This window comes from Pseudonocardia broussonetiae (assembly GCF_013155125.1).
Lineage (GTDB): Bacteria > Actinomycetota > Actinomycetes > Mycobacteriales > Pseudonocardiaceae > Pseudonocardia > Pseudonocardia broussonetiae.
Map to the genome: position 1 here is coordinate 915,559 of NZ_CP053564.1, position 23,098 is coordinate 938,656.

Below are 23,098 nucleotides of genomic sequence, written 5' to 3' on the forward strand. Positions count from 1 at the left end.
CGTCGGGGCCATGAGCCTCCCGGTACCGCGGCGGATCACCGTCCCCGGCACGACGCTGCCCGAGATCACGCTCTCGGTCCACGACACCGGCGGCGACGGCCCGGCCGTGGTCCTGCTGCACGGCTGGCCCGACCGCGCCGAGCTGTGGAGCCACCAGGTCGACGCCCTCGCCGCCGCCGGGTACCGGGTCATCGCCCCCGACCTGCGCGGCTTCGGGGAGTCCGACCGGCCCGCCGAGGTCGAGCACTACCGGATGCGGACGCTGCGCGCGGACGTGCTGGGCGTGGCCGACGCGCTCGGCGTCGACCGCTTCGCCCTCGCCGGGCACGACTGGGGCGCGTCGCTGGGGTGGGCGCTGGCGCTGGCGTCGGACCGCGTCACGCGCTACGCCGCGTTCTCCGTCGGGCACCCCGCCGCGATGGCCACCGCGGGCTTCGCGCAGAAGGCGATGTCCTGGTACATGCTGTGGTTCCAGTTCCCGGGCGTCGCCGAAGAGGTGGTGCCCGCCGACGACTGGCGGTTCCTGCGGTCCTGGGGGCACGCCGCCTTCCCCGACGGGCACCCGCTCCCGGAGCGCCAGATCGCCGACCTGGCCCGCCCGGGGGCGCTGACGGCCTCGCTCAACTGGTACCGCGCCAACATCGACCCGGCGACCTTCGTGCGGTTCGAGCCGCCGCGCCTGCCCCCGGTGCGGGTCCCCGTCCTGGGCGTGTGGAGCGACGAGGACCTCGCGCTGACCGAGGCGCAGATGCGGCGCTCCGCCGAGTTCTGCGCCGACTTCCGCTACGAGACGGTGCCGGGGTGCGGGCACTGGATCCCGCAGGAGGCCCCGGAACGGGCGACGGAGCTCCTGCTGGACTTCCTGGGTTAGCGGGGACTCAGCCGCGCAGCGCCCCGGCGAAGACCTCCACCAGCGCGGTCGCGGTGCGGGCGAAGCCGTTGTTCAGCGCCGGGCTCAGCGTCACGACCCGGCCCGCCCGCACCGCCGGCAGCGCCTGCCAGGTGGGCACGGCGGCCAGCTCCTCGGGCGCGGCGGGGTTGCTGGCCTGCAGGAACAGCACGTCGGCCTCGGCGAGCACCGAGAAGGTCTCGGGCGCCACGGCGAACCCCGGCTCCGCACCGCCCGGGTCGTGGAAGGCCAGGTCCATGCCGAGGTCGGCGCCCACCGTCGTGGCGAGGGTGTCGGTCCACACCAGCGCCGAGGCGCCGTAGGCGAGCATCGCGACCCGGCCCCGCGCAGCGACGTCGCCGAGCTCCGCGCGGGCCCGGCGCACGGCGTCGTCGTAGCCGCCGACCAGCGCGTCGGCCTGCGCCCGCCTGCCCAGCAGCTCCGCCTGGGTCAGCAGGTCCTCCCGCCAGCTGCCGCTGCGCGCCGTGACCGGCAGCACCGGGGCGATGGCGGCGAGCAGGTCGTTGCCGTAGAAGTCGGCGGCGGCCGCGTCGGCCGGCTGCAGGATCAGGTCGGGCGCGAGCGCCGCGATCTCCTCGTAGTCCATCGCGTCGTAGGCGGACCGCAGGATCGTGACGTCACGGGTCTCCGGCGACGCGAGGTGCGGCGCGATCGCCCGCTCCGCGCCGAACAGCCCCGTCGCGATCACGGGGTAGCCGGCGGACAGCGCGAACTCCAGGTCGCCGCGCCCCTCGACGACCAGCACCCGCTCCGGCTGCGCCGGCACCGTGGCGACGACGTCGAGGTAGCGGAAGTCGACGGTGCCCGACAGCGGCGCCGCGGGCGGCGTCGACGCGCAGCCGCTCAGCAGCCCGGCGGCCGCGAGCCCGGCCAGGAACTCCCGACGGGTGGCGGCGCTGGTGTCCGGACGCTCGAGGAGCGCGGTGGTCATGGCAGTACCTCCGTGATCGGGAACCGGGCGCCGTATTGAACACAGGCTCACCTAACTTCCACAAGACCGCGGGCGGTCCTACTGTGCCGGGGTGCGCGTCGACGATCTCCGCTCCCTGCCCCTGTTCGGCGACCTCGCCGACGGCCAGATCGCCCAGCTGGTCGCGGCCGGGACCGTCGTGCGGATCGAGCCCGGCGTCGAGCTGTTCCGCGAGGGCGAGCCGGCCGACTCCTGGTGGGCGCTGGTCGACGGGCAGATCGAGCTGAGCCGCCGCGTCGGCCGCGAGGAGACCGTGGTCGGCCGGATGGACGGCCCGGGCCGGTGGGCCGGTGGGTTCCGCGCCTGGGACGAGCGCGGCGTCTACCTGGCGACCGGCCGCGGCACCGTCGAGGGCCGCGTGCTCCGGGTGCCCGCCGCGGCGCTCGGCGAGCTGGCCGCGGAGTGGTTCCCGTTCGGCAGCCACCTCATCAGCGGGCTCTACCACACGGCGCGCTCGATCGAGTCGACCGCGCGGCAGCGCCAGTCCCTCGTCGCGCTGGGCACGCTCGCCGCGGGCATCGCGCACCAGATCAACAACCCCGCGGCCGCCGCCGGCCGGGCGGTCGACGAGCTCGACGAGGCGCTGCGGACGCTCGTGTCGTCGCTCGGACTGCTGGCCGGGGAGGACGTCTCGGCCGCGCAGTTCGTCGCACTGGACGCGCTGCGCGGCGAGCTGGCCTCGCGCCCGGTCGTCACCGACGCGCTCGCCCTGTCCGACCTGGAGGGCGACCTCGAGTCGTGGCTCGACGACCACGACGTCGAGCGCGGGTGGCTGCTCGCCCCGGCGCTGGCCGCCGCGGGCGCCGATCCCGCCTGGTGCGAGCGCGCGGCGGGCGCCGTCGACGGTGCGGCGCTGGGTCCCGCGCTGGAGTGGGTGGCCAGCACGGTCTCGGCCACGGCGCTGCTCGCCGAGCTCAAGGAGTCGACCGGGCGGATCTCCGAGCTCGTCGGCACCGTGAAGTCCTACTCGCAGATGGACCGCGCCTCGATGCAGCGCGTCGACGTGGCGGACGGGATCGACAGCACGCTGGCGATGCTCGGCCACCGCATCGGCGGCGGCGTCACCGTCGTCCGGGACTACGCGTCCGGGGTGCCGCCGATCGACGCCCACGCGGGCGAGCTGAACCAGGTGTGGACCCACCTCGTCGACAACGCCCTCGACGCCATGGACGGCACCGGCACGCTCCGCGTGGCGGTACACCTCGACGGCACCGACGTGGCGGTGAGGGTCGCCGACACCGGCCCGGGGATGGCGCCCGAGGTCGCGGAGCGCGCGTTCGACGCGTTCTTCTCGACCAAGGACGTCGGGAAGGGCACCGGGCTGGGCCTGGACATCGCCCGCCGGATAGTGGTGGAGCGCCACCGCGGGTCGATCGCGATCGAGTCCCGTCCGGGCGAGACGGTCCTCCGGGTGCGCCTGCCGACCGATTGACATTCGATAGATACCTGTTGATACTCGCCGCATGTCGAGGATCAACCGTGCCGTGCTGCCCCTCCGGCTCGTCCTGGTCGCCCTGTTCGCCGTGGTGCTCCTGTTCCAGGTGCTGGTGGTGGTGGGACTGCAACCGGGCGAGGACGGACCGGGCCGGTTCACCTACCTGCTGTGGATCGTGATCCCGCTGGCGGTGCTCGGGCTGCTCTGCGTCCAGGTCGTCATCGCGTGCACGTGGAAGCTGCTGACGCTGGTGGTCCGGGACCGGATCTTCAGCGAGGACGCGCTGCGCTGGGTCGACGCGATCGTCTGGACGAACGTGGCGGGGCTGGTGGTCATCGCGATCGGGTTCGTCCCCGCCTTCATCATCGCCGACGGCGACGACGCCCCCGGCGTCGCCGCGATCCCGCTGCTGATGGGGCTCGTCGGCTCCGCCGTGCTGCTGCTGATGATCGTGATGCGCGCGCTGCTGCGGCAGGCCACGACGCTGCGCTCGGACATGGAAGCGGTCATCTGATGGCGATCGTGGTGCGGATCGACGTCGAGCTGGCCCGGCGGAAGATGAGCGTCGGCGAGTTCGCCGAGAAGGTCGGGCTCACGCCGGCCAACGTGGCGGTGCTCAAGAACGGCCGGGCGAAGGCGGTGCGCTTCAGCACCCTGGAGGCGATGTGCCGGGTGCTCGAGTGCCAGCCGGGTGACCTGCTGGAGTGGGTCGACGACGACCGCTCCCCGACCTCGACGGCCGCCACCGGTGCCTGACCCCGTGGAGCTCCTGCGCGCCGTGACCGAGGCCGCGCTGGCCTCGCCGTGGCTGCTGGCGGTGATCGTCGGGATGGCCGTCGTCGACGCGCTGCTGCCCGTCGTGCCGAGCGAGGCGCTGATCATCGCCGCCGGGGTGGCCGCCGTGACCGGGGAGCAGGACCTCGTGGCGGTGATCGCGGCGGCCGCCACGGGGTCGTTCCTCGGCGAGTGCGCGGGCTACCTGGTCGGGCGGCGGATCGGCCCGGCCGTACGGCACCGGTTCCCCGCCGAGCACTACCACCGGGCGGCCTGCCTGCTGGAGCGGCGCGGGGGCCTGGTGCTGCTCACCGCGCGGTTCGTGCCGGCCGGGCGCACCGTCGCCACCCTCGCGTCCGGGGCGACCGGCTACCCGGCGGCGCGGTTCGTGGGGTTCACCGCAGTGGGGACCGTGCTGTCGGCGGCCTGGCAGGCGCTGCTGGGGTTCGTCGGCGGGGCGGCGTTCGCCCACGACACCGTGACGGCGCTGGCCGTCGGCTTCGGGTTCGCCACGCTCGTCGGGGCGGCACTGGAGGGCGGGCGCCGGCTGATCGGTGCACGACGCGCATCGTTGCGCGTCGTGCAGCGTCGTTCCGTACGGTGGCGGTATGAGCGACTCCCCCGAACGACCGACCGAGCCGACCGACGCGGGCGTCACCTCGCTGACGCGGGTCCTGCCCGCTGACCTGACCGAGCGGGCCGCCGGGTGCCCGTTCGCGCCCGCGCCGGGCCTGGCGGAGCGGCGGGGGCGCGGGACGGTGCAGCCCGTCGCGCTGCTCAACGGGGCCGACGCGTTCCTCGTCACCGGGTTCGACGAGGCCCGCGCCGTCCTGTCCGACCCGCGGTTCAGCTCCGACCGGCTCCGCTACCCGGACGCCTCGCAGCTCACCCCGGACCAGGTGGCCGGGCTCGCCGGGCAGGACGGTCCGCCGCGGCCGCGGGTGGAGAGCCGCGAGGACGGCATGTTCGTGTTCATGGACCCGCCCGAGCACACGCGGCTGCGGCGGCTGCTCACCGGCCAGTTCACCGTCCGCCGGATGAACGCGCTGGAGGAGCGGCTGCGCGAGATCGCGACCGAGCACATCGACGCGATGGTCGCCGCGGGCACCGAGGCCGACCTCGTGCCGGCCTACGCGCTGCCGATCCCGTCGCTGATGATCTGCGAGCTGCTCGGCGTCGACTACGCCGACCGCGACGAGTTCCAGCACAACACCGCCGTCGCCCTCTCGACGCGCTCCACCGACGCCGAGCGGGCCGCGGCCGGCGGCGCGCTCTACGGCTTCATCGCGCGCCTGGTCGCCGAGAAGCGCCGCGCCCCCGCCGACGACCTGCTGTCCGGCCTCGTCCACGAGGCCGAGCCGCCGCTGACCGACGCCCAGCTGATCGATGTCGCGCTGGTCCTGCTCGGCGCCGGGCACGAGACCACCGCCAACATGCTGGGCCTGGGCGTGCTCGCGCTGCTGCAGGACCCCGCGCAGCTCGCCGCGCTGCGGGCCGACCCCGGCCTGATCGACGGCACGGTCGAGGAGCTGCTGCGCTACCTGAGCATCGTGCAGCTCGGCGTCACGCGGATCGCGCTGGAGGACGTCACCGTCGGTGGGGTGGACGTGCCGGCCGGAGCCACCGTCGTCATCGCGACGCCGGAGGCCAACCGCGACGCCCGCCACCTCCCCGACCCCGACCGGCTCGACCTGACCCGCCCCCGCGCGCCGCACCTGGCGTTCGGGCACGGGATCCACCAGTGTCTGGGCCAGCAGCTGGCGCGGATCGAGATGCGCACCGGGTTCGGCGAGCTGTTCGCGCGGCTGCCGGACCTGCGGCTGGCCGTCCCCGCCGAGGAGGTCCCGTTGCGCAACGACATGCAGATCTTCGGCGTCCACTCGCTGCCGGTGACCTGGGCGTGAGCGCCCCCGCACCGCCGGGCCGCCGCGAGCGCAAGAAGCTCGCGACGCGCACCGCCGTGAGTGCGGCGGCCCTGCGCCTGGCGGTGCGGCACGGCGTCGAGCACGTCACCGTCGAGCGGATCGCGACCGAGGCCGACATCGCGCTGCGCACGTTCTTCAACCACTTCCCGAGCAAGGAGGACGCGATCCTCGCCGCGTCGGCCGCCGGCGCCGACGCGCTCGTCGCGGAGTTCCGGTCGCGGCCGCGAGGCGAGTCGGTGTTCGGGGCGCTGCGCGAGGCGGTGCTCGTCGTCATGGACCGCACCGACGCCGCCGGGCGCGACCACCTCGCCGCGCTGCGCCTGATCCGCACCGCCCCGTCCCTGGTCCCCCACCAGCTCGCCGTGCTGGCCCGGCAGGAGACCGCGCTCGCCGCGGCCATCGGCGAACGCGTCGGGGGCGGGGTGTCGCCGGTCTACCCGGAGCTGTGCGCGGCCGCCGCGCTCGCGGCGCTGCGGGTCACGCTGGACCGGTGGCTCGGGGGCGACCCGGGCGACGCCACGCCCCCGCTCGACGTGCTGCGCGCCGACGTCGACTCGGCGCTGGCCGAGCTGGCCGCGGGGCTGGACCGGCCGGGCGCCTGACCCTCCCCGTGACCACCGGTCGAGGCTCTACCGCGGGGTCACGATGACCGGCGTGTTGGCGAGCACGACGAGCCCGACGACAGGGTTGACCACACCGGACACGACGCCCGGCATCGCCGGGTAGGTCAGTTTCACCCCGTCGGCTGCGAGACCGAACGCGTCGAGGACGACGAGCTGGCCCGCCACGATGAGGGCGTGTGCGGCCAGCACGAGGATCGCGACGAGCACGATCTGCCCCACCGTCACGCCGGCGATCACCGGAACCGCCGCCAGTGACAGGTCGAGCGCGTCGATCACCGCATCGATCCCCTCGTCCGCGAACAGCTCCACCATGTCCGGGATGATCCTCACGAGGTCGTCGGCGGTCACCGCGCTCTTCAGCGTGTCTGTGCAGGAGCGGTCCAGCTTCACGGTCACGCCGAGCGGGATGCTGGAGACCCCCGGGATGGAGACGTCGAACTCCTCGAGCGTGCTGATCGACCACTTGGCGTCGACGAGCAGGCAGCGCAGGACCTTCGCGAACGGACCAAGGGCCTTGGTGGCCGCCGCCTTGCTGACACCGGTCTGCGCAGGCCGCCTGCCAGCGGGGGCCGGACGGACGAACGCCGTGGGGATGGCGAAGTCGCCCCAGGAGCCGAGGAACCGAGCGCTGTCGCGCGCGCAGTGCGCCGCGTCCCGCAGCACCTCGTCGGCCAGCGCGTCGGCGGCCGCCCAGCTGCGCACTGCGAGGTCGTCCGGGTCCGACGCCCCGGTGCCCCACGACGTGATCGTTCGACGGAGGGACGCCTCCAGGGTGACGAGTCGGCAGTCGCCGCCGGAGCGCTTGGTCGTGAACGCCGTCCTGCGCTCCGCTCCGGCCAGGACGACGTCCGCGACCCGGCGGTCGGGAGCGGCTCCGACGGTCGCCGCATAGCCGTACATGGTCTGGTCGAGCGCGCGGCGCAGCGCGCGCGCCGAGTCACGCAGCACGTCGTCCGTCCGGATCAACCGAGCCAGCTCTTCGTACGCTGCTCCGTTGTACGGGCGCGAGCCGGCGTCGAGGACGTAGTCGGTCGGTGTCAGGCGGAGCATGCCCCGTCGACTGCGCAACCGGATCGAGGCCGATCCTCCCCCCGTCGACAGTGCGGCACTGCCGTCGGCCGACTTCACGGCACGGGGCAGGAACCTGCGGGCGGGTCCGGTGTTCGCGGTGATGGTCAGCGCGCCGACAGCGTCGCTGTACAGGCGCGAGGCGTGGTCGTCGAGGGGGAGGGTGATGGTGGGCATCGGGTGCTCCGGGTGATGGAAGGAATCGGGCCCCATCAGGGTGATCCGTGCACCCGGGCGAGCGGCTGGGTGCGAACCCGCGACTGCGGTCAGGGTTTCCCCCCGCGCTGCGACATCACGACCAGCGCACCGCTCACCCGGCCAGCTGCAGGTAGGTCAGCACCGCGAGGACCCGACGGTTCCGGTCGCGGTCGACGTCCTTCCCGGTGAGGTGCAGCTTGCAGAAGACGGCCGCGACGTAGGTCTCGACCGTCTTGCCGGACACGAACAGGTCGCGGCCGATCCCCGCGTTGGACATCCCCTGGGCCATCAGCTCGAGCACTCGACGTTCACGATCGGTGAGACTGTCGAGCTGACCTGAGAGGCGCTTGCGCCGCACCAGGGCAGCGACGATCTCCGGATCCAGTGCGGTTCCGCCGTCGGCGACGCGCCGGAGTGCGCCGAGCAGGTCAGCAGCGTTGTCCACCCGGTCCTTCAGCAGGTAGCCCACGCCCCCGTGATCGTCGAGGAGGAGCCGTTCCGCCCACGTCGTCTCCGCGTACGTCGACAGGAGCAGCAGTCCCACCGCGGGCCAGCGCTCCCGGATCTCCTCGGCCGCACGCACTCCTTCATCGGTGAAGGACGGCGGCATCCGGACATCCAGGACGCACACGTCCGGTTGCTGTTGCGCCATGTGACGCAACAGCGCCTCCGCCTCGCCGACATCGCGGAGGACCTCGAGACCGGTGGCTTCCAGCAGCAGCCGGAGACCACGACGGAAGATGCCCGAGTCGTCAAGGATCATGATCCGCACGGCAGCTCGGCCTCCACTCGGGTCCCGCTCGCCGTCGTCGACGTCACCGTGAAAGTCCCTCCGAGTGCGCTCACACGATCATTGAGACCGGCCAGACCGCCGAAGGACAGCACCCGCGCACCGCCGGCTCCGTCGTCCACCACGCACATCCCGACATGGCCGGGGCCGGCTCGCAAGCACACGCGGATGGTGCCGGCGCGGCTGTGCTTCACCGCGTTGGCCGTCGCTTCCGCCGCCACGAACCAGAGCGTGTTCTCCACAGCAGCAGGGAACCGAACGCTCCTCAGGTGTGGAGGGACGTCGATCTGCAACGGGATGGGCGCGTTGTCGGCGAGCGTGGGCAGCGCCCCCGGTAGACCGCTCTGGCTCAGGACTGAGGGATAGATCCCACGAGCGAGCCGACGCAGTTCGGCGAGCGCGGCCGACAGCTGCGCACGAGCGTCGCTCAGCGCCAGAACACGTTCGGGCTCCGTGGGGACCACCTCGGCCCGAGCGAGGGTCGCCGCGACCGCGAGGAGCTGTTGCTGGGCCCCGTCGTGCAGGTCGCGTTCGATGCGTCGCCGGGACTGCACCGCAGCTTCCACGATGCGTGTCCGGGAGCGGCGAACCTCGTCGAGGCTCCGTTTCAGGCCGGCGTGGAGTCGAGCGTTGTCGAGCGCCAGTGCCGCGGCTACCAGCACGACGCGGAGCTGCCCCGGATCGCGCGTCGTCGACTCGTGCGCCTCCACGATCCCGATCACGGCACCCTCGGTGGACCTGAGGAACCGCCGTATGCGCCCGTTCGTCGAACCCTCGCCGGTTCCCGCCCCTCGCGCGCCGAGGGACCGCGGCGCTCCCTCCGCCGGAAGCGTCAGTCGAAGGCTCGGGTCGCTGAGCGCACGCGAGAGGGCGATCTCGATGCGTACCGCGTCCCCTCCGACGGCCAGCAGGCTCTCGATCACCCTCGCACGAGCAGCCCGGCGACGAAGGGCCTCGAGCAGCAGACCGAGAGGTGCCAGCGCCAGGCAGATGAGGTTGCCCGCGCGAGCTGTCTCGTACCACTGCGCTGCGACCAGTTCCACGTCGACAACAACACGGATCAGGAGCCGAGCCGCGAAAGTGATCGCCAGAACGACGCCCACGAGGGTGACTGCGCGCACCGCGCTGCGTTCCGGCGCCGCCGCTCGGACCCACCGTTGCACCAGGGCCAGACAGGCGAAGATCGACAGGACCGTGCCGGCGAGGCCGAACACCACCTCGAACCGGTGCACCGGAAGGCCGAACGGCCCTGCGAGGGTCTCCTTCACCGTCCAGAGAACGACGAACTCGCATCCGACGGCGACCAGCAGCCAGCCGTGCCAGCGGCGAGCGACCCGCTGCCCCGGATACGTCAGCATGACGATCCCGAGTGGAGCGACCGCCCACCAGGTCGTGATGGCACCGACCGGTTCTCCGGCAGGTCCGGCGACTGCTCCCAGATCGCTGAGGAACAGGGCCGCCCCAGTGATGTAGAGGAGCAGGCCCGACCTGTTCTGCTCCCGGTCCACACGGAGGAGGTGACCGGCCACGACGAGCGTGGCGCAGGAGAGAGCAACCGTCGCCGACACGGACGCATCAGCCCCGCGCAGCACCGCAGACGACTCGGCCACGAGGACCGTGGTGATCGCTGCACACAGCACCAGCCGTTCACGTGCCCGCGTCGGACAGCGCTCTGTCCCGCTCGCCGGCCCACGGCGCCGCAGATCGAACACCTCGGTCCTCCGTTCGACCCGTTCGGGTCGCTCGCACCGACGAACCGCCCAGCCCACATCGTCGGGTCGCCGGATCAGGAGGAGGACGCACTGCGACCTGGTGCAGTGAGTACGGAGACGCAGACGGAGGCGAGTACTCCCTGGGGCCCGGGTCCGACGGGGCTCAGCGGGCCTCCAGAACGCTGCGCACCCTCACCCGCGGCGATCCCGGTGCACGCGGACGGCCCGCCGGACGGCGACGGACGCGGAACGAGCTCAGACCGCGGCGGTGCCGATCAACCCCTTGCGCGTGACCAGCGCGGTGAGCTCGGGCTCCGTCAGCGCGTCGGTGCCCTTCGGGCGGCGCGGCAGCACCATGTAGCGCGACTCCGCGCTGGCGTCCCACACCGTGATCGCGATGTCGTCGGGTAGCTCCAGCCCGAACTCCCGCAGCACCCCGCGCGGGTCGCGGACCACCCGCGACCGGTAGGCCTCGCTCTTGTACCAGGTGGGCGACGGGCCGAGCAGCGCGATCGGGTAGCAGGAGCACAGCGTGCAGACCACGACGTGGTGCTCGTCGGGGGTGTTGGCGACGACCTTGAGCCGCTGCTCCTGCAGCCCGCCCGCCATCGACAGGCCGACCTCGCGGATCGCCGTGTTCGCGTCGGTGAGCAGGCGGTCGGTGAAGCCGGGGTCGGTCCAGGCGCGGGCGGCGATCCGCGCCCCGTTGGCGGGGGTGCCGCCGGCCAGGAACTCGTCGATGCGGGTGTCGATCTCGCCGGGGTCGAGCAGCCCGCGCGACTCCAGCAGCGACTCGACGTGCCGGACCTGCGCCGAGATCGTCGAACTGGCGTGGTCACCGCTCACGACGGCACCTCCTCGGGATCGGCCTCGTGCAGGTAGTCCTCCCACAGCTCGACGACCACGGAGTGGTCGCCCGCGCCGAACAGCGCGGCCGCGGGGAAGCGGACGTGGTAGACGCCCCGGGGATCGGTGGCGCGGCCGCGCGCCCGCTCGTCGGCCAGCGGGTGCGTCCCCGCCCGCTCGACGACGGTGCCGACGGCCCCGCGGGCGTAGCGGGGCAGTCGGGTGTGCCCGTCGGGGTCGCCGGTGCGGGTGCGCACCCGTGTGCCCGGCGGGAAGCGGTCAGCCATGCGGGTGCCCGTCGGCGGGCAGCGCCAGGTCGGCGGCCCCGACCACGCCCTTCTCGGCCAGCAGCGTGCGGATCGCGGCGAACCACCGCTCGTAGTACGAGGCGGCCAGGTACTCGCCGACGGGCAGACGCTCCTGGGCGTCGCGGAACTCGTCGAGGTTGTAGATCCCGCGGCGGATCAGGGCTCCGTTGAGCGCGAAGACGTGCGCCTCCCAGTCGTCGTGGAAGGGCGGTTCGTCGGGCTCCTCCACGATCGCGGCGAAGCCCGTCATCCCGCCGACGTCGTTGATGCGACTCACGCGCTCTTCCTACCGCCCCTCAGTGCTTGCGCACCACCCGTTCCGCCTCGCCGGGCTTCCAGATGGTGACCTCCATGTGCCCGTCGACGAGCTCCACCGCGGAGGCGCCGGTGAGGTGCGCCTCGTAGAAGTGGCCGAACACCTCGCCGCGGAGGTCGAACCCGCTCTGGTCGAACAGATCCTGGGCGAAGCGCTGGTGCAGGTCGGTGTCGCGGACGTCGGACACGGAGCCGAACAGCTTGGCGTCGCCGTCGCCGACCTGCGTGTCGACGGTCGCGGTGTGCAGGCAGAAGCGCGGGTCGCGGTGCAGGTCGTGGAACTTGGTCGTGTCCGGCATCCCGATCAGCCACAAGCGGTCCTCGAACACGCTCGGTTCGATGGGGCTGATCCGCGGGGAGCCGTCGGCGCGCACCGTCGCGAGCATGCACAGCTTCCCGGTCGCGGCGTGGCGGCGTCGGAAGATCGTCGAGATGCGGGGGGCGCCCGCGGTGAAGTCCGTCCAGCTCGTCATGGTGACGACGGTAGGACCGGTCCCTGACAGCTCCTGTCAGGAATCTGCGTCACGGGTTCCCATCGCGGACGAACCGACGGGCCACGGCCAGGTGCGCCGCGGCCAGCGCCGGCCCGACCACCAGCGCCCCGAGGACGACGCCGGCCGCGCCGGGCAGGAACGCCACGACGACGGGCACCCCGGCGGCGACGAGCGCGGTGGCCGCCAGCTTGTGCCCGACGGGCCAGGCGCGCGAGCGCCACAGCAGCACCAGCCCGACGACCGCGCCGACGCCGAGCGTGAGCAGCGACGCCGCGAACAGGTGCACCGGCGCGAGGTCGCGCGGGCGGAACGGGTCGGGCCGCTCCCCCGTGCGCTCCAGCTCCGCGCGCACGAGGTCGGCGGGCGGGCCCAGCTCGGCGAGCGCCGCGGCGACGACCTCGTCGGACGCACCCGGGCCGGCGTGCGCGGCGCAGTGCGTCCAGATCCGCGAGCCGACCTCCAGGCGCGACACCTGCCCGAGCCGGTGCGCGTGCCGGTCGAACTCGGCGAGGTAGGCCGCCAGCGCGGGGGGCACCTCGCCCGCCGTCACCGCGCCACCCGCCCGGACAGCTCCGTGCCCAGCGCCTGCGCCGCCGCGTGCAGCACCGGCGTGATCTGCTCGACCGCCGCCCACGTCACGCGCGACTCCGGCCCCGACACCGACACCGCGGTCGGTGACGGCACGCCCGGCACGGCCACCGCGACGCAGCGCACCCCGAGCTCCTGCTCGGCGTCGTCGACGGCGTGGCCCTGGCGCCGGATCCGCTCCAGCTCGCGCAGCAGCGCGTCGGGGTCGGTGATCGTGTGCGGGGTCTGCGCGGCCATCCCGGTGCGGGCCAGCAGCGCGCGGACGGCGGGCTCGGGCAGCCCGGCGATCAGCGCCTTGCCGACGCCCGTGCAGTGCACCGGGACGCGCCTGCCGACCTCGGTGAACATCCGCATCGAGTGCCGCGAGGGCGCCTGCGCCACGTAGACGACCGCGTCGCCGTCGAGCATCGCCATGTTCGCGGTCTCCCCGACGGCGTCGACGAGCGCGGCGAGCTGCGGCTGCGCCCACGACCCGAGCATCCGCGACGCCGCCTCGCCCAGCCCGATCAGCCGCGGACCCAGCCCGTAGCGGCGGGAGGGCAGCTGCCGCACGTACCCCGACGCCACCAGGGTGCGGACGATCCGGTGGATCGTCGGCAGCGGCAGCCCGGAGCGGACGGCGAGCTCGGAGAGCGCGAGGTCGCCGTCGGCGAGGTGCTCGAGCAGCGCGAAGGCGCGGTCGAGCGACTGCACGCCCCCGGACCGGCCGATGCCGTTCGTCGCGCCCATCACCATCCGATCGCCGGGACCGATCACCCGGACCGAGGGTATCCCGCGCGCGCCCGCGGCCGTCCGCCGTTCCGGCCGGCACCTCCGGGACTAGGGGCGCACCAGGTTGCGCAGCGCGAGCCACGCCACGGGCAGGTAGGCGGCGAGCACGGGCGCCGGGCCGCGGACCGCCAGCCAGGTGGCGCAGCCGCCCGGGTCGTCCTCGACGCCGTGCACCAGGTGCAGGCGCAGCGGCCCGAGGCGGACGTCCCACGCCCACGTGCGCGCGGCCTCGTCCACCGCGGTGACCACGAACGCGACCCGCACCCCCAGCGGCCCGTGCACCGTGCCGGTGGCGCCCGGCGCGATGCGCGGCGCGGCGGTGTCGACGCGGCGGATCTGCGGCGCCCAGCCCGCCCAGCGCCCCGGGTCGGCGTAGCGCTCCCAGGCCTGCGCGGGCGTCGCGGCGCCCCGCGCGCGTGTTCCGGCTTCCACTCCCCGATCGTCGAGGAACACGGGCGTCGGCGCCTCCCGGGGCCTACCGTGGACGGGTGATCCGAACCGAGCAGACCGTCGCCGCTCCCGCCGCCGTGGCGCACGCCGTGCTCACCGACGTGGCGGCGTGGCGGCTGTGGTCCCCGCACATCCGGCGCGTCGACTGCGCCGGTGAGGTCATCCAGGACGCGAGCTGGAGCGGCACGATCACGCCGTGGTTCGGCCCGGGCACCGTCATGGAGGTGACGTGGTGCGAGCCCGGCCGCGGCATCCGCTGGACCTCCCGCGCCGCCGGCCACCGCCTCGACTACGCCGACCTCATCACCCCGCACGGCGACCAGCGCTGCACGGTCACGATGGAGGCCGAGGTCTCCGGGCCGGTCGGGAAGCTGGTGCAGGGCGTCGTCGGGCCGCTGTCGGCCTACGGGCAGCGCCGCCGGCTCAACCGGCTCGCCGCGCTGGCCGAGTTCCTGCACCGCCGCGCGATCGTCTACACCGCCTGACCCTCCCGACAGCGCCTGCCTCTACAGGGCCTCCCCGGACCAGGCCGCCTGCACGAGCCGGCGCAGCGCGCCGCCGCCGACCGGCACCGGGTTGTCGGCCGGCACGACCGGCTCGGTGCGCCCGGCGACCTCGTCGAGCTGGTCCTCGCGCAGCCCCAGCTCGCGCAGCCCGTGCGGCACGCCCGCGGCGTCGGCGACGGAGCGCAGGCCCGCCACGGCGTCGTCCGTGCGCAGGGCGCGGGCCATCCGCGCGGCGGCGTCCGGTGAGCCGGGGGCGTTGAACGCGAGCACGTGCGGCAGCAGGACCGCGTGGGTCGCCGCGTGCGGCATGCCCAGCCCGCCGAGCACGTGCGCGAGCTTGTGGTGCAGCCCCGACCCGGCGGCCGCGAACGCCGTGCCGGCGAGGTAGGCGCCCAGCAGCAGGTCGGCGGGGTCGCCGTCACGCAGCCCGTCGGCCAGCGCCCGCACCCCCTCCTCCGCGACGGCGGAGCTCACCGGGTTGCGCCGCGGGGCCCAGAACGCCTCGACGCAGTGCGCCATCGCGTTCAGCGCGCTCGCCCTCGCCAGCGCGAGCGGCAGTGACGCCGTCAGCTCCGGGTCGTAGACGACGGTGCGTGGCAGCACCACCGGGTCGGTGCCGGTGGTCTTGACGCCGTCCTGCGACGTCCCCCAGACCGGCGTCACCTCCGAGCCCGCGTACGTCGTGGGCACGGCGAGGATCGGCAGCCGCGTGGTGAGCGCGACCGCCTTGGCAGCCCCGACCGTCGACCCGCCGCCGATGCAGACGACGGCGTCGGCGCCCGCCGCGGCCGCCCGCGCCGCCTCCGCGGTGGCCACCGGCACGTGCTCGCGCACCGCGCTGAACGTGCCCGCGACGCGGTCGGCGAACGGGGCGGTCAGGGCGCGGACGCGCTCGGCGTCGCGGTCGGAGGCGATCACCAGCACCGCGCTCGCGCCCAGCCGCTCGACCTCCCCGGCCAGCTCCGTGCGCGCGGCACCGGACCCGAACACGACCCGCACCGGCAGGGCGTCGTAGACGAAGGACTCCATCCCCGGAGCCTAGGGTTTCCCCGTTCGCCCGCGGATGATCACCCGAGCTGCCAGCATCCCGACCGTGACGACCGGTGCCCGGGTCCCGCGGACCACCTCGCTGCACGTGTTCTGCGTCGTGCTCGTCGTCGCGGTCGCGGCACGGCCGCTGCTGGCCGGCGCGGCGGCGGCTCCGGGGCTGCGCACGGCCGCCACGGTGTTCGTCGCCGTGTGCCTGCAGGCGCTGCCGTTCCTCGTGGGCGGGGTGCTGCTGTCCGGGCTGATCGCGGCGTTCGTCTCGCCCGCGGCGCTGCGGCGGGTGCTGCCGCGCAGCCCGGTGGCGGCGGTGCCCGTCGCCGCGGCGGCGGGGCTGGTGCTGCCCGGGTGCGAGTGCGCGTCGGTGCCGGTGGCGCGGCGCCTGATCGGCCAGGGCGTGCCCGACGCCGCCGCGCTGGCGTTCCTGCTCGCGGCGCCGGCGGTCAACCCCGTCGTGCTGGTGGCCACGGCCGTCGCGTTCCCGGGCGAGCCGCGGATGGTGCTCGCCCGGTTCCTCGGCTCGCTCGCCACGGCCTGCGCGATGGGCTTGCTGTGGCAGCGGGCGGGGCGGGCGGAGTGGATCGCGGGCCGCGCCCGGCGCCCGGCGACGGCGGGTCCGGGCGGCCGCTGGGCGGTGCTCGCCGAGACCGCGCGGCACGACCTCGTCTCGGCCGGCGGGTTCCTGGTGCTCGGCGCACTGGCCGCCGCGACGCTGTCGGTGCTGGTCCCGCCCGCCTGGGTCGAGGCGCTCGCGGGGCGGCTGCTGCTCGCGGTCGTCGTGATGGCGGTGCTCGCGGTGGCGCTCGCGCTGTGCAGCGAGGCCGACGCGTTCGTCGCCGCGTCGCTGACCGCGCTGCCCCTGCTCCCCCGGCTGGTCTTCCTCGTCGTCGGCCCGGCGGTCGACGTCAAGCTCGTCGCGCTGCAGGCCGGCGCGTTCGGTCCGGCGTTCGCGGCGCGGTTCGCGCCGGCCGCGTTCGTGGTGGCCGTGCTGAGCGCGTGCGCCGCCGGCTGGGCCGTGCTGTGAGGCGCGAGACGCAGCACGTGCTGCTCCTGCTGCTCGGCGGGGCGGTGCTGCGGATCGCGGTCGACGGCACCCACCTGCGCTACGTCCGCCCCGGGCACCGCTGGCTGCTGCTCGCGGCGGGCGCGGTGGTCGTCACGCTCGCGGTGGTGGCACTGGTCCGCGACCGGCGCGGGCCCGTACCCGGCCACCACCACGGCGGGGCCGAGCGCCACGTCCCGTGGCTGCTGCTCGCCCCGGTGCTGGTGATCGCGCTCGTCGCCCCGCCCGCGCTGGGCGCCGACGCGGTCGGGCGGACCGGCTCCGGCGGAGCCGTGGTCCGCGACGGCGACGTGTTCGGGCCGCTGGCCGACGGCGCCGCGCTCCCCGTCGCCGAGTTCGTGCAGCGGGCCGCGTGGGACACCGGCGGCTCCCTCGACGGCCGCACCGTCGAGCTCACCGGCTTCGTGGTGCGCCGGGGCGCCGCCGTCGACCTGGCCCGGCTGACGATCGCCTGCTGCGCCGCCGACGCCCGCGCCCACCTCGTGCACCTGGCAGGCGACGTCGGCGACCCGCCGCCCGACACCTGGCTGCGCGTGCGCGGCACCGTCGTGACGGGCAGCGCCACCGCCGCCACCGGGTACGTCCCGGTGCTGGCGGTGGCGTCGGTGGAGGTCGTGGGGGCCCCGCCCGACCCGTACGAGTACTAGGCGTACCGATCGGACAGGGCGGGCGGGGTCGGGCGCTACCGGCGGCGGTCCACCGCCCAGGCGACGCCGGTGGCCGCGGTGAGCAGGACGAGCGCCAGCCCGGCGTCGGGCACGGGCGGGGGGCCCGCGGCGGTCAGCGCGGCCACCGCCGTGCCGACGGGCGGGAGCCACGGCTGCACCGCCGTCACGACCACGACCGTGACGGCCAGCAGCACCGACCGCCCGATCCGGGTCACCACCGGCCGGGCGCACAGCAGCCCCACCGCGGTGCCCGCCAGCGCGGCCGCGAGGTGCGCCACGACGCCGAGCACCACGGTCGCGGGCGGGTAGGCGTAGCGGCCGAGCACCACCGGCCACGCCACGGCGAGCGCGACCAGCAGGACGTCGCCGAGCACCGCCACGAGCGCCGTGGCCGCCGCGACCGGCCCCCACCCGCCGGCGGCCGAGGCGGTCAGCGCGCGCCGCGCCGGGTCGTCGACGTGCGCGACGACCAGCGCCCACCACGCCGCCACCGGGTAGAGCGCCAGCGCCGACGCCGCCCACGGCACGGGCGGCGGCCCGGGGTCGCCGCCGAACAGCACCGCGAGCACCGCGGCGAACAGGAGCAGCGGAGGCACCCAGCGCTGCGACCGGACCACCTCGGCGAGCACGTACCGCGCGACGGCGGCCGTCGTCGCGACGCCGTTCACGGCGTCCCCGGACGGCGCACGGACAGCACCGAGCACCCCGCCCCCAGCGCCGCCGCCAGCAGCGCGTCACCCCCGGCGACCGGCACCCGGACGGTCAGCACCGGGCCCTCGCCCGAGCACCGCGCGGACGGCGGCAGCCGCGCGACGACGGCCGCCAGGTCGCCCGGGCAGCGCAGCACCACCACGGTGCGGGGTGCCTCCGGCGCCGGTCCGGGCGCCAGCCGCCCCGCGGAGAGGCTCCAGCGCGCCGCGCCCGCGAGCCCGCCGGCCCGCCCGGAGTGGTCGGCGACCAGCAGCGGCACCGCCACCCCGGCCAGTACCGCGTCGAGCGCGGCGGCCGCGGAGTCGTCGAGCCCCGACCAGGGCTCGTCGAGCACCAGCAGGGCGGGCGACCCGCAGAGCGCCTGCGCCAGCCCGACCTTGCGCGCGTTGCCCGTCGACAGCCGCCCCATCGGGGTGTCGGGGCCGCCGGTGAAGCCGAGCCGCTCCAGCAGCGCCGTCGCCTCCGCGCCGTCGCGCCCGGAGCCCCGGATCGCGGCGAGGTGCGCGAGCCAGGTCCGGACGGGCGTCCGCTCGGGCACCGGGAGGTCGGCGGGCAGGTGCCCGACGCGCCGGGGCCGGTCGCGCACGCGGCCGGACGTGGGCACCGAGCAGCCGGCGGCGATGCGCAGCAGCGTCGACTTGCCGGCGCCGTTGGCGCCCAGCACCACCGCCGGGACCCCGGGCACGACGTCGAGGTCGACGCCCGCGAGCACCTCGGGACCGCGCCCGTAGCGCTTGCGCACCCCCTCCAGGCGCACCGCTCAGCCGGGCAGCCGGAACTGGATCCGCTCGATCGACGCGCTGATCGGCGCGAACATCTCCCGCCGGATCCGGTTGTGCTCCTCGTCGAGGTCGTAGACGCGGTAGGCGTCCTCGTCGTCGAGGTCGACGGTGATCGCGAAGCTCGCGTTGCCCTCGCGCAGGCCCAGGTCGGTGCCCGCCACCAGCCGGATCGTCACGCCCTCGACGCGCAGGTCGCGCAGCGCCTGCAGCGCCGCGTCCACCTGCTCGGCCGGCACGTCCGGGAGCAGCCGGCCCACCACCACGTTGCGGATCACGGCGGCCAGGCTAGCCCGCGGCGCTCACACCTCGGCGCGGTGGTCCACCAGCGTCTGGGCCACCTGCGCGAGCTTCACGTTGAGCGACTGCGACGCCGTGCGGAGCACGTCGAACGCCTCGTCGGCGCTGATCCCGCGACGCTCCATGAGGATGCCCTTGGCCTGGCCGATGACGTCGCGGCTCTGCAGCGCCTGGCGCAGCTGCGCGCCCTCCAGCTCCGAGGAGGTGGCGGCCATCGTGGCCGCCAGCGCGGTGGAGGCGTGGGCGGCGAGCACGAGGGTGAGGTCGCGGTCGAGCTCGTCGAGGCCCGCGACCTGGCGGGAGTAGATGTTCAGCGCCCCCATCCGCGGGCCGTCGCCGTCGGGGAACAGGCCGACGGCCAGCACGCTGTGCACCCCGAGCTCGGCCGCGGCCGGGCCGAAGGCGCCGAAGCGGGTGCTGGAGGCGAGGTCGGAGCAGAACGTGAGGCCCAGGCCCGCCTTGCGGGTGGCGTCCACGCACGGCCCGTCGTCGATGCGGTACTGGATCTCGTCGAGCCGGGTGGCGAGCGGGTCGGTCTCGGCGGGGGTGTGCAACCCGGACGCCGTGCGCAGCGTGACGCTGACCAGGTCGGCTCCCGGCACGACGGCCTTCGCCGCATCGACGACGCGCACCAGCACACCGCGCACCGTCGTCGCGTCCATCAGGGCGGCGGCCAGCGCGAGGAACTCCGCCGCCACCGCTCCCGGGACCTCGTCGACGACCGCGGCCAGCACCGCCGCGTCGCCGGCCGTTCCCTCGTGAACCGTCACCCGCACACACTCCTGATCGTTCGAGCCCAGCGCGCGGAAGCTTGACCGACAGCGACGCCCTCGGGCAAGCCGATCAGGTGTCGTTCGGCCGAACGGTGGCGCGGTCAGGCCCGGTGGCGCGCCCGGTCGGAGGTCTCCCGCGAGCGGACCCGCCGCACGATGAGCACGACCAGCCCGACCAGCAGCAGCCCGAGCACCACGTAGGTCACCGGCCCGAGCCACCGCTCCACCAGCTCGAAGTTCTCCCCCAGGTACCAGCCCAGGCCGACGAACACGGCGTTCCAGATGCCGCTGCCGACGGTCGTGAGCAGCGCGAACCGCCACAGCGGCATCCCGACGATGCCCGCGGGGATGGACACGACGCTGCGCAGCAGCGGCACGCAGCGGGCCAGCAGCACGACCTTGCCGCCGTGGTGCCGGAACAGCCCGAAGCCGCGTTCGAGGTCCTTCTGGCTGGACAGGATGAACCAGCGGTGGCCGGAGAGGGCGTGCAGCCGGTCGTAGCCGAACCAGGCCCCGAGCCCGTAGAGGATCAGTGCGCCGATCAGCGACCCGGCCGTCGCCGCGCCCCACGCCGCGACCACGTTGAACGCTCCGACCCGGGCCCGGAACCCGGCCAGCGGCAGGATCACCTCGGACGGGATGGGCGGGATGATGTTCTCGAGGAGGATCAGCAGGCCGACGCCCGGCGCTCCCAGGCGGTCGACGATCGAGAACACCCAGTCGGCCATGACCCCAGGTTGCCCGAATCGTCCTGTGATCATCCGGTGGAGGTAGGGAGGGTCACAGCGGGGCATGATGGGCGCATGGCCGTGAACCCGTCCGGGGCCGACATGAAGGCGTTCCTCGCCGACGACCCCGACCAGCCGATCGTCATGCTCAACCTGCTGCGCTTCGCCCCCGGCGGAGCCGACCGGTACGACGCCTACCTGGCGCATTTCCGGCCGTTCGCGGAGAAGGTGGGCGCCTCCGTCGTGTACTTCGGGCACGGCGCCGACCCCGTGGTCGCCGAGCAGGGCCAGGACTGGGACGCCGTGCTGCTCGTGTCCTACCCGAGCCGCCGCGCGTTCTCCGAGATGGTCCGCGACCCCGGCTACCAGGAGGGCACCCACCTGCGCACGGAGGCGCTGGTGGAGGCGGTGCTGCAGCCCACGGTGCCCCGCGGATGACGACAGAGTTCGAGTACTCCGGCCTCAGCGGCCGTCCGGCCGGGCCGGTGCTGCGCCTGCTCTCCCGCGTCCTGCCGGGCGTGCGCAGCGTCCAGGACCAGGTGGTCCCCTACGCGCGGGCGTGGCAGCGGCACAACCGCGAGGCGCTGGCCGCCGACGGCCCGCTGTGGGTGGCGCTGGGCGACTCGCTCACCGTCGGGATCGGGGCCGGCGCCCACGACCGCGGCTGGGTCGGGCAGCTCGCCGCGCGCATGCCCGGGTGGCGCGTGGTCAACCTCGCCGTCAGCGGCGGGCGGGTGCGCGACGTGCTCGACCACCAGCTCCCCGCCCTCGCGGCGCTGGGGCAGGAGCCCGACCTCGTCACGCTGCTGATCGGCAACAACGACCTGGTCAGCCCGCGGCTGCGCCCCGCGCTCGCGGGCGACCTCGCCGAGCTGCTGCGCCGCGTCCCGCCCGGCACGGTCGTGGGCAACCAGCCGGCGACCTACGCCGCCGCGCTGGAGGTCAGCCGCCTGGTCGACGAGGCCGTGGCCGAGCGCGGGCTGCGGCTGGCCGACCTGCGGACGCCGCGCACGCAGAGCTGGTCGGGCAAGCTCGCCGCCGACCACTTCCACCCCAACGAGCGCGGGTACGCGGGCCTCGCCGCGGTGTTCGGCGCGGCGATCGGGGTCGGCGCGTGAGCGCGCGGACCGTCGGCGTCGAGGAGGAGTTCCTGCTGCTCGACCCGGGCAGCGGGCGGCCGCGGGCCGTCGGCGGGGCCGTGCTGGCCGCGTGGGACTCCGCCGAGCCGGACGCCGACGGCGCCGGGCTCACCGGGGAGCTGCACCGCGAGCAGCTGGAGACGGGCACGCGCCCGTGCCGCACGCTCGACGAGCTGGGCGCGCAGCTACGCAACACCCGCGCGGAGGCCGCCGCCGCCGCGGCCCGGCTCGGGGCCGCCGTCGCGCCGCTGGGGACGTCGCCGCTGCCGGTGGAGCCGACCGTCTCGCCGGTGGAGCGCTACGCCCGGATGGTGCAGCGGTTCGGCATCACCGTCGACGACCAGCTGACCTGCGGCTGCCACGTGCACGTGGCGATCGACTCCGCGGAGGAGGGCGTCGCCGCGCTCGACCGCATCCGGCCCTGGCTCGCGCCGCTGCTGGCCGTCAGCGCCAACTCCCCGTTCTGGCAGGGCGCCGACTCCGGGCACGACAGCTTCCGCAGCCAGGTGTGGTCGCGCTGGCCGTCGGCGGGGGCGTACGCGCCGTTCGGGTCGGCGCAGGGCTACCGCGAGTTCGTCGACGGCGTGCTCGCCACCGATACGGTCCTCGACGAGGGCATGGTCTACCTCGACGCCCGCCTGTCCCGCGACCACCCGACGCTGGAGGTGCGGGTCGCCGACGTCTGCCGCGACCCCGACGACGCCGTGCTGGTCGCGGCCCTGGTGCGCGGGCTGGTGGAGACCGCGGTCCGGGGCTGGCGGGCCGGCGACGGGGTGCCGCCGGTGCGCACCGAGGTGCTGCGGCTGGCGGCGTGGCGGGCCGGACGGTCGGGCGTCACGGGCGACCTGCTGCACCCCGCGACCTGGCGCCCGGCCCCGGCCGCGGACGTCCTCGGGGCGCTGGTGGCCCACGTCGCCGACGCCCTGGACGAGGCGGGCGACCGCACCGCCGTCGACGCCCTGCTCGCCGGTGTCCTGGCCCGCGGCACCGGGGCGCAGCGCCAGCGGGCGGTGCGGGAGCGGACCGGGTCGCTGGCGGCGGTGGCCCAGGACGCGGCCCTGCCGGCGCCCTGAGCGCCGCCCCCTCCCCGCGCCTCCTCGACAGCCCCGCCCCCCGCGGCCCGCCTCCCCCGCCCCTCGCCCCCCGCCCCCGCCTCCGGATTGCAGGAAGGCCACCTTCACGCAACGTCGTTGCGTGAAGGTGGCCTTGC

At 75.1% G+C, this 23,098-nt stretch carries 30 protein-coding genes; 13 read left to right on the forward strand and 17 right to left on the reverse strand.

Going from position 1 to position 23,098, the window contains the following annotated elements; all coding sequences use genetic code 11:
* The first annotated feature begins 10 nt into the window (after positions 1-10).
* Positions 11-871, forward strand: coding sequence for an alpha/beta fold hydrolase (locus HOP40_RS04410; RefSeq protein ID WP_172154901.1), 861 nt, complete (start codon positions 11-13; stop codon positions 869-871).
* Positions 872-878: 7 nt separating this feature from the next.
* Here HOP40_RS04410 and HOP40_RS04415 read toward each other — a convergent pair whose 3' ends face one another.
* Entirely contained in the window at positions 879-1,841 is a 963-nt protein-coding gene (locus HOP40_RS04415) for an ABC transporter substrate-binding protein (protein WP_172154902.1), read from the reverse strand.
* Positions 1,842-1,932: 91 nt separating this feature from the next.
* Between HOP40_RS04415 and HOP40_RS04420 the strand changes: the two genes are divergently transcribed.
* The 6 genes from HOP40_RS04420 to HOP40_RS04445 are packed head-to-tail and all read left to right on the forward strand — an operon-like array spanning position 1,933 to position 6,616.
* Positions 1,933-3,312, forward strand: a complete 1,380-nt coding sequence (locus tag HOP40_RS04420; RefSeq protein WP_172154903.1) for a sensor histidine kinase — start codon at positions 1,933-1,935, stop codon at positions 3,310-3,312.
* 31 nt (positions 3,313-3,343) lie between these two features.
* Complete coding sequence (locus HOP40_RS04425) at positions 3,344-3,829, forward strand: DUF2975 domain-containing protein (protein ID WP_172154904.1); 486 nt, start codon at positions 3,344-3,346, stop codon at positions 3,827-3,829.
* Positions 3,829-4,071, forward strand: coding sequence for a helix-turn-helix domain-containing protein (locus HOP40_RS04430; RefSeq protein WP_172154905.1), 243 nt, complete (start codon positions 3,829-3,831; stop codon positions 4,069-4,071). Before HOP40_RS04425 ends, HOP40_RS04430 begins: the two co-directional genes overlap by 1 nt.
* Positions 4,064-4,774: a DedA family protein gene (locus HOP40_RS04435; RefSeq protein ID WP_172154906.1), complete on the forward strand. Its 711-nt coding sequence runs from the start codon at positions 4,064-4,066 to the stop codon at positions 4,772-4,774. The genes HOP40_RS04430 and HOP40_RS04435 overlap by 8 nt, the downstream gene beginning before the upstream one ends.
* Positions 4,698-5,993, forward strand: a complete 1,296-nt coding sequence (locus HOP40_RS04440; protein WP_172154907.1) for a cytochrome P450 — start codon at positions 4,698-4,700, stop codon at positions 5,991-5,993. Before HOP40_RS04435 ends, HOP40_RS04440 begins: the two co-directional genes overlap by 77 nt.
* Positions 5,990-6,616 carry a TetR/AcrR family transcriptional regulator gene (locus HOP40_RS04445; protein ID WP_172154908.1) on the forward strand — a complete coding sequence of 209 codons (627 nt, stop codon included), beginning with the start codon at positions 5,990-5,992 and terminating at the stop codon, positions 6,614-6,616. The genes HOP40_RS04440 and HOP40_RS04445 overlap by 4 nt, the downstream gene beginning before the upstream one ends.
* A gap of 27 nt (positions 6,617-6,643) precedes the next feature.
* On the opposite strand, the gene HOP40_RS04450 is transcribed toward HOP40_RS04445, so the two are convergent.
* The 10 genes from HOP40_RS04450 to HOP40_RS04495 all read right to left on the reverse strand — a co-directional run bounded on the left by HOP40_RS04450 (position 6,644) and on the right by HOP40_RS04495 (position 14,159).
* The gene (locus tag HOP40_RS04450; protein ID WP_172154909.1) at positions 6,644-7,882 is read right to left on the reverse strand and encodes a hypothetical protein; all 1,239 of its coding nucleotides are present in this window, start codon (positions 7,880-7,882) and stop codon (positions 6,644-6,646) included.
* Between the two features lie 133 nt (positions 7,883-8,015).
* A complete protein-coding gene (locus HOP40_RS04455) occupies positions 8,016-8,675 on the reverse strand; it encodes a response regulator transcription factor (protein WP_172154910.1) in 660 nt (219 codons plus the stop codon).
* Positions 8,663-10,405 (reverse strand): sensor histidine kinase, encoded by a 1,743-nt coding sequence (locus HOP40_RS04460; protein ID WP_172154911.1) that lies wholly within the window; start codon positions 10,403-10,405, stop codon positions 8,663-8,665. Before HOP40_RS04460 ends, HOP40_RS04455 begins: the two co-directional genes overlap by 13 nt.
* 255 nt (positions 10,406-10,660) lie before the next feature.
* Positions 10,661-11,251: a nitrile hydratase subunit alpha gene (locus HOP40_RS04465; protein ID WP_172154912.1), complete on the reverse strand. Its 591-nt coding sequence runs from the start codon at positions 11,249-11,251 to the stop codon at positions 10,661-10,663.
* Positions 11,248-11,538 (reverse strand): SH3-like domain-containing protein, encoded by a 291-nt coding sequence (locus HOP40_RS36335; RefSeq protein ID WP_172154913.1) that lies wholly within the window; start codon positions 11,536-11,538, stop codon positions 11,248-11,250. Before HOP40_RS36335 ends, HOP40_RS04465 begins: the two co-directional genes overlap by 4 nt.
* A complete protein-coding gene (locus HOP40_RS36340) occupies positions 11,531-11,836 on the reverse strand; it encodes an SH3-like domain-containing protein (protein WP_172154914.1) in 306 nt (101 codons plus the stop codon). The genes HOP40_RS36335 and HOP40_RS36340 overlap by 8 nt, the downstream gene beginning before the upstream one ends.
* Before the next feature lie 19 nt (positions 11,837-11,855).
* Positions 11,856-12,347, reverse strand: coding sequence for a pyridoxamine 5'-phosphate oxidase family protein (locus HOP40_RS04480; protein WP_172154915.1), 492 nt, complete (start codon positions 12,345-12,347; stop codon positions 11,856-11,858).
* A 49-nt stretch (positions 12,348-12,396) separates the two neighbouring features.
* A complete protein-coding gene (locus HOP40_RS04485) occupies positions 12,397-12,918 on the reverse strand; it encodes a hypothetical protein (RefSeq protein WP_172154916.1) in 522 nt (173 codons plus the stop codon).
* Entirely contained in the window at positions 12,915-13,685 is a 771-nt protein-coding gene (locus tag HOP40_RS04490) for an IclR family transcriptional regulator (RefSeq protein WP_275691364.1), read from the reverse strand. Before HOP40_RS04490 ends, HOP40_RS04485 begins: the two co-directional genes overlap by 4 nt.
* A 90-nt stretch (positions 13,686-13,775) precedes the next feature.
* The gene (locus HOP40_RS04495) at positions 13,776-14,159 is read right to left on the reverse strand and encodes an SRPBCC family protein (protein WP_172154917.1); all 384 of its coding nucleotides are present in this window, start codon (positions 14,157-14,159) and stop codon (positions 13,776-13,778) included.
* Between the two features lie 56 nt (positions 14,160-14,215).
* On the opposite strand from HOP40_RS04495, the gene HOP40_RS04500 reads away from it, so the two are divergent.
* On the forward strand, positions 14,216-14,662 hold the full coding sequence (locus tag HOP40_RS04500) for an SRPBCC family protein (protein WP_172154918.1): 447 nt from the start codon (positions 14,216-14,218) through the stop codon (positions 14,660-14,662).
* A gap of 21 nt (positions 14,663-14,683) precedes the next feature.
* Here the strand turns inward: HOP40_RS04500 and HOP40_RS04505 are convergent, their stop codons facing one another.
* Positions 14,684-15,712, reverse strand: a complete 1,029-nt coding sequence (locus HOP40_RS04505) for a maleylacetate reductase (RefSeq protein ID WP_172154920.1) — start codon at positions 15,710-15,712, stop codon at positions 14,684-14,686.
* A 34-nt stretch (positions 15,713-15,746) separates the two neighbouring features.
* On the opposite strand from HOP40_RS04505, the gene HOP40_RS04510 reads away from it, so the two are divergent.
* Both HOP40_RS04510 and HOP40_RS04515 read left to right on the forward strand, forming a co-directional pair.
* Positions 15,747-16,751 (forward strand): permease, encoded by a 1,005-nt coding sequence (locus tag HOP40_RS04510; RefSeq protein ID WP_172154922.1) that lies wholly within the window; start codon positions 15,747-15,749, stop codon positions 16,749-16,751.
* Positions 16,748-17,437, forward strand: a complete 690-nt coding sequence (locus HOP40_RS04515) for a TIGR03943 family putative permease subunit (protein ID WP_172154924.1) — start codon at positions 16,748-16,750, stop codon at positions 17,435-17,437. Before HOP40_RS04510 ends, HOP40_RS04515 begins: the two co-directional genes overlap by 4 nt.
* A gap of 35 nt (positions 17,438-17,472) precedes the next feature.
* Here HOP40_RS04515 and HOP40_RS04520 read toward each other — a convergent pair whose 3' ends face one another.
* From HOP40_RS04520 to HOP40_RS04540, 5 genes are all read right to left on the reverse strand, one after another.
* Entirely contained in the window at positions 17,473-18,126 is a 654-nt protein-coding gene (locus HOP40_RS04520) for a hypothetical protein (RefSeq protein ID WP_172154926.1), read from the reverse strand.
* Positions 18,123-18,926 carry an ATP-binding cassette domain-containing protein gene (locus HOP40_RS04525; RefSeq protein WP_172154936.1) on the reverse strand — a complete coding sequence of 268 codons (804 nt, stop codon included), beginning with the start codon at positions 18,924-18,926 and terminating at the stop codon, positions 18,123-18,125. The genes HOP40_RS04520 and HOP40_RS04525 overlap by 4 nt, the downstream gene beginning before the upstream one ends.
* 3 nt (positions 18,927-18,929) lie before the next feature.
* The gene (locus HOP40_RS04530) at positions 18,930-19,226 is read right to left on the reverse strand and encodes an antibiotic biosynthesis monooxygenase family protein (RefSeq protein WP_172154938.1); all 297 of its coding nucleotides are present in this window, start codon (positions 19,224-19,226) and stop codon (positions 18,930-18,932) included.
* 24 nt (positions 19,227-19,250) lie between these two features.
* Entirely contained in the window at positions 19,251-20,018 is a 768-nt protein-coding gene (locus tag HOP40_RS04535) for an ANTAR domain-containing protein (RefSeq protein ID WP_240157506.1), read from the reverse strand.
* Between the two features lie 104 nt (positions 20,019-20,122).
* Positions 20,123-20,749, reverse strand: coding sequence for a DedA family protein (locus tag HOP40_RS04540; RefSeq protein WP_240157507.1), 627 nt, complete (start codon positions 20,747-20,749; stop codon positions 20,123-20,125).
* 75 nt (positions 20,750-20,824) lie between these two features.
* Here HOP40_RS04540 and HOP40_RS04545 point away from each other — a divergent pair, with 75 nt between their 5' ends.
* The 3 genes from HOP40_RS04545 to HOP40_RS04555 are packed head-to-tail and all read left to right on the forward strand — an operon-like array spanning position 20,825 to position 22,961.
* On the forward strand, positions 20,825-21,187 hold the full coding sequence (locus tag HOP40_RS04545) for a DUF1330 domain-containing protein (protein WP_172154940.1): 363 nt from the start codon (positions 20,825-20,827) through the stop codon (positions 21,185-21,187).
* Complete coding sequence (locus HOP40_RS04550; RefSeq protein ID WP_172154942.1) at positions 21,184-21,867, forward strand: SGNH/GDSL hydrolase family protein; 684 nt, start codon at positions 21,184-21,186, stop codon at positions 21,865-21,867. The genes HOP40_RS04545 and HOP40_RS04550 overlap by 4 nt, the downstream gene beginning before the upstream one ends.
* Complete coding sequence (locus HOP40_RS04555) at positions 21,864-22,961, forward strand: carboxylate-amine ligase (protein ID WP_172154944.1); 1,098 nt, start codon at positions 21,864-21,866, stop codon at positions 22,959-22,961. Before HOP40_RS04550 ends, HOP40_RS04555 begins: the two co-directional genes overlap by 4 nt.
* Positions 22,962-23,098 lie beyond the last annotated feature (137 nt).

Bases quoted from the DNA above. Each gene is read 5' to 3' on its own strand.
- HOP40_RS04540 (WP_240157507.1), bottom strand. From the start codon at position 20,749: ATGGCCGACTGGGTGTTCTCGATCGTCGACCGCCTGGGAGCGCCGGGC.
- HOP40_RS04425 (WP_172154904.1), top strand. From the start codon at position 3,344: ATGTCGAGGATCAACCGTGCCGTGCTGCCCCTCCGGCTCGTCCTGGTC.
- HOP40_RS04415 (WP_172154902.1), bottom strand. From the start codon at position 1,841: ATGACCACCGCGCTCCTCGAGCGTCCGGACACCAGCGCCGCCACCCGT.
- HOP40_RS04480 (WP_172154915.1), bottom strand. From the start codon at position 12,347: ATGACGAGCTGGACGGACTTCACCGCGGGCGCCCCCCGCATCTCGACG.
- HOP40_RS04510 (WP_172154922.1), top strand. From the start codon at position 15,747: ATGATCACCCGAGCTGCCAGCATCCCGACCGTGACGACCGGTGCCCGG.
- HOP40_RS04505 (WP_172154920.1), bottom strand. From the start codon at position 15,712: ATGGAGTCCTTCGTCTACGACGCCCTGCCGGTGCGGGTCGTGTTCGGG.
- HOP40_RS04490 (WP_275691364.1), bottom strand. From the start codon at position 13,685: ATGGGCGCGACGAACGGCATCGGCCGGTCCGGGGGCGTGCAGTCGCTC.
- HOP40_RS04550 (WP_172154942.1), top strand. From the start codon at position 21,184: ATGACGACAGAGTTCGAGTACTCCGGCCTCAGCGGCCGTCCGGCCGGG.
- HOP40_RS04440 (WP_172154907.1), top strand. From the start codon at position 4,698: ATGAGCGACTCCCCCGAACGACCGACCGAGCCGACCGACGCGGGCGTC.
- HOP40_RS04430 (WP_172154905.1), top strand. From the start codon at position 3,829: ATGGCGATCGTGGTGCGGATCGACGTCGAGCTGGCCCGGCGGAAGATG.
- HOP40_RS36335 (WP_172154913.1), bottom strand. From the start codon at position 11,538: ATGGCTGACCGCTTCCCGCCGGGCACACGGGTGCGCACCCGCACCGGC.
- HOP40_RS04450 (WP_172154909.1), bottom strand. From the start codon at position 7,882: ATGCCCACCATCACCCTCCCCCTCGACGACCACGCCTCGCGCCTGTAC.
- HOP40_RS04545 (WP_172154940.1), top strand. From the start codon at position 20,825: ATGGCCGTGAACCCGTCCGGGGCCGACATGAAGGCGTTCCTCGCCGAC.
- HOP40_RS04410 (WP_172154901.1), top strand. From the start codon at position 11: ATGAGCCTCCCGGTACCGCGGCGGATCACCGTCCCCGGCACGACGCTG.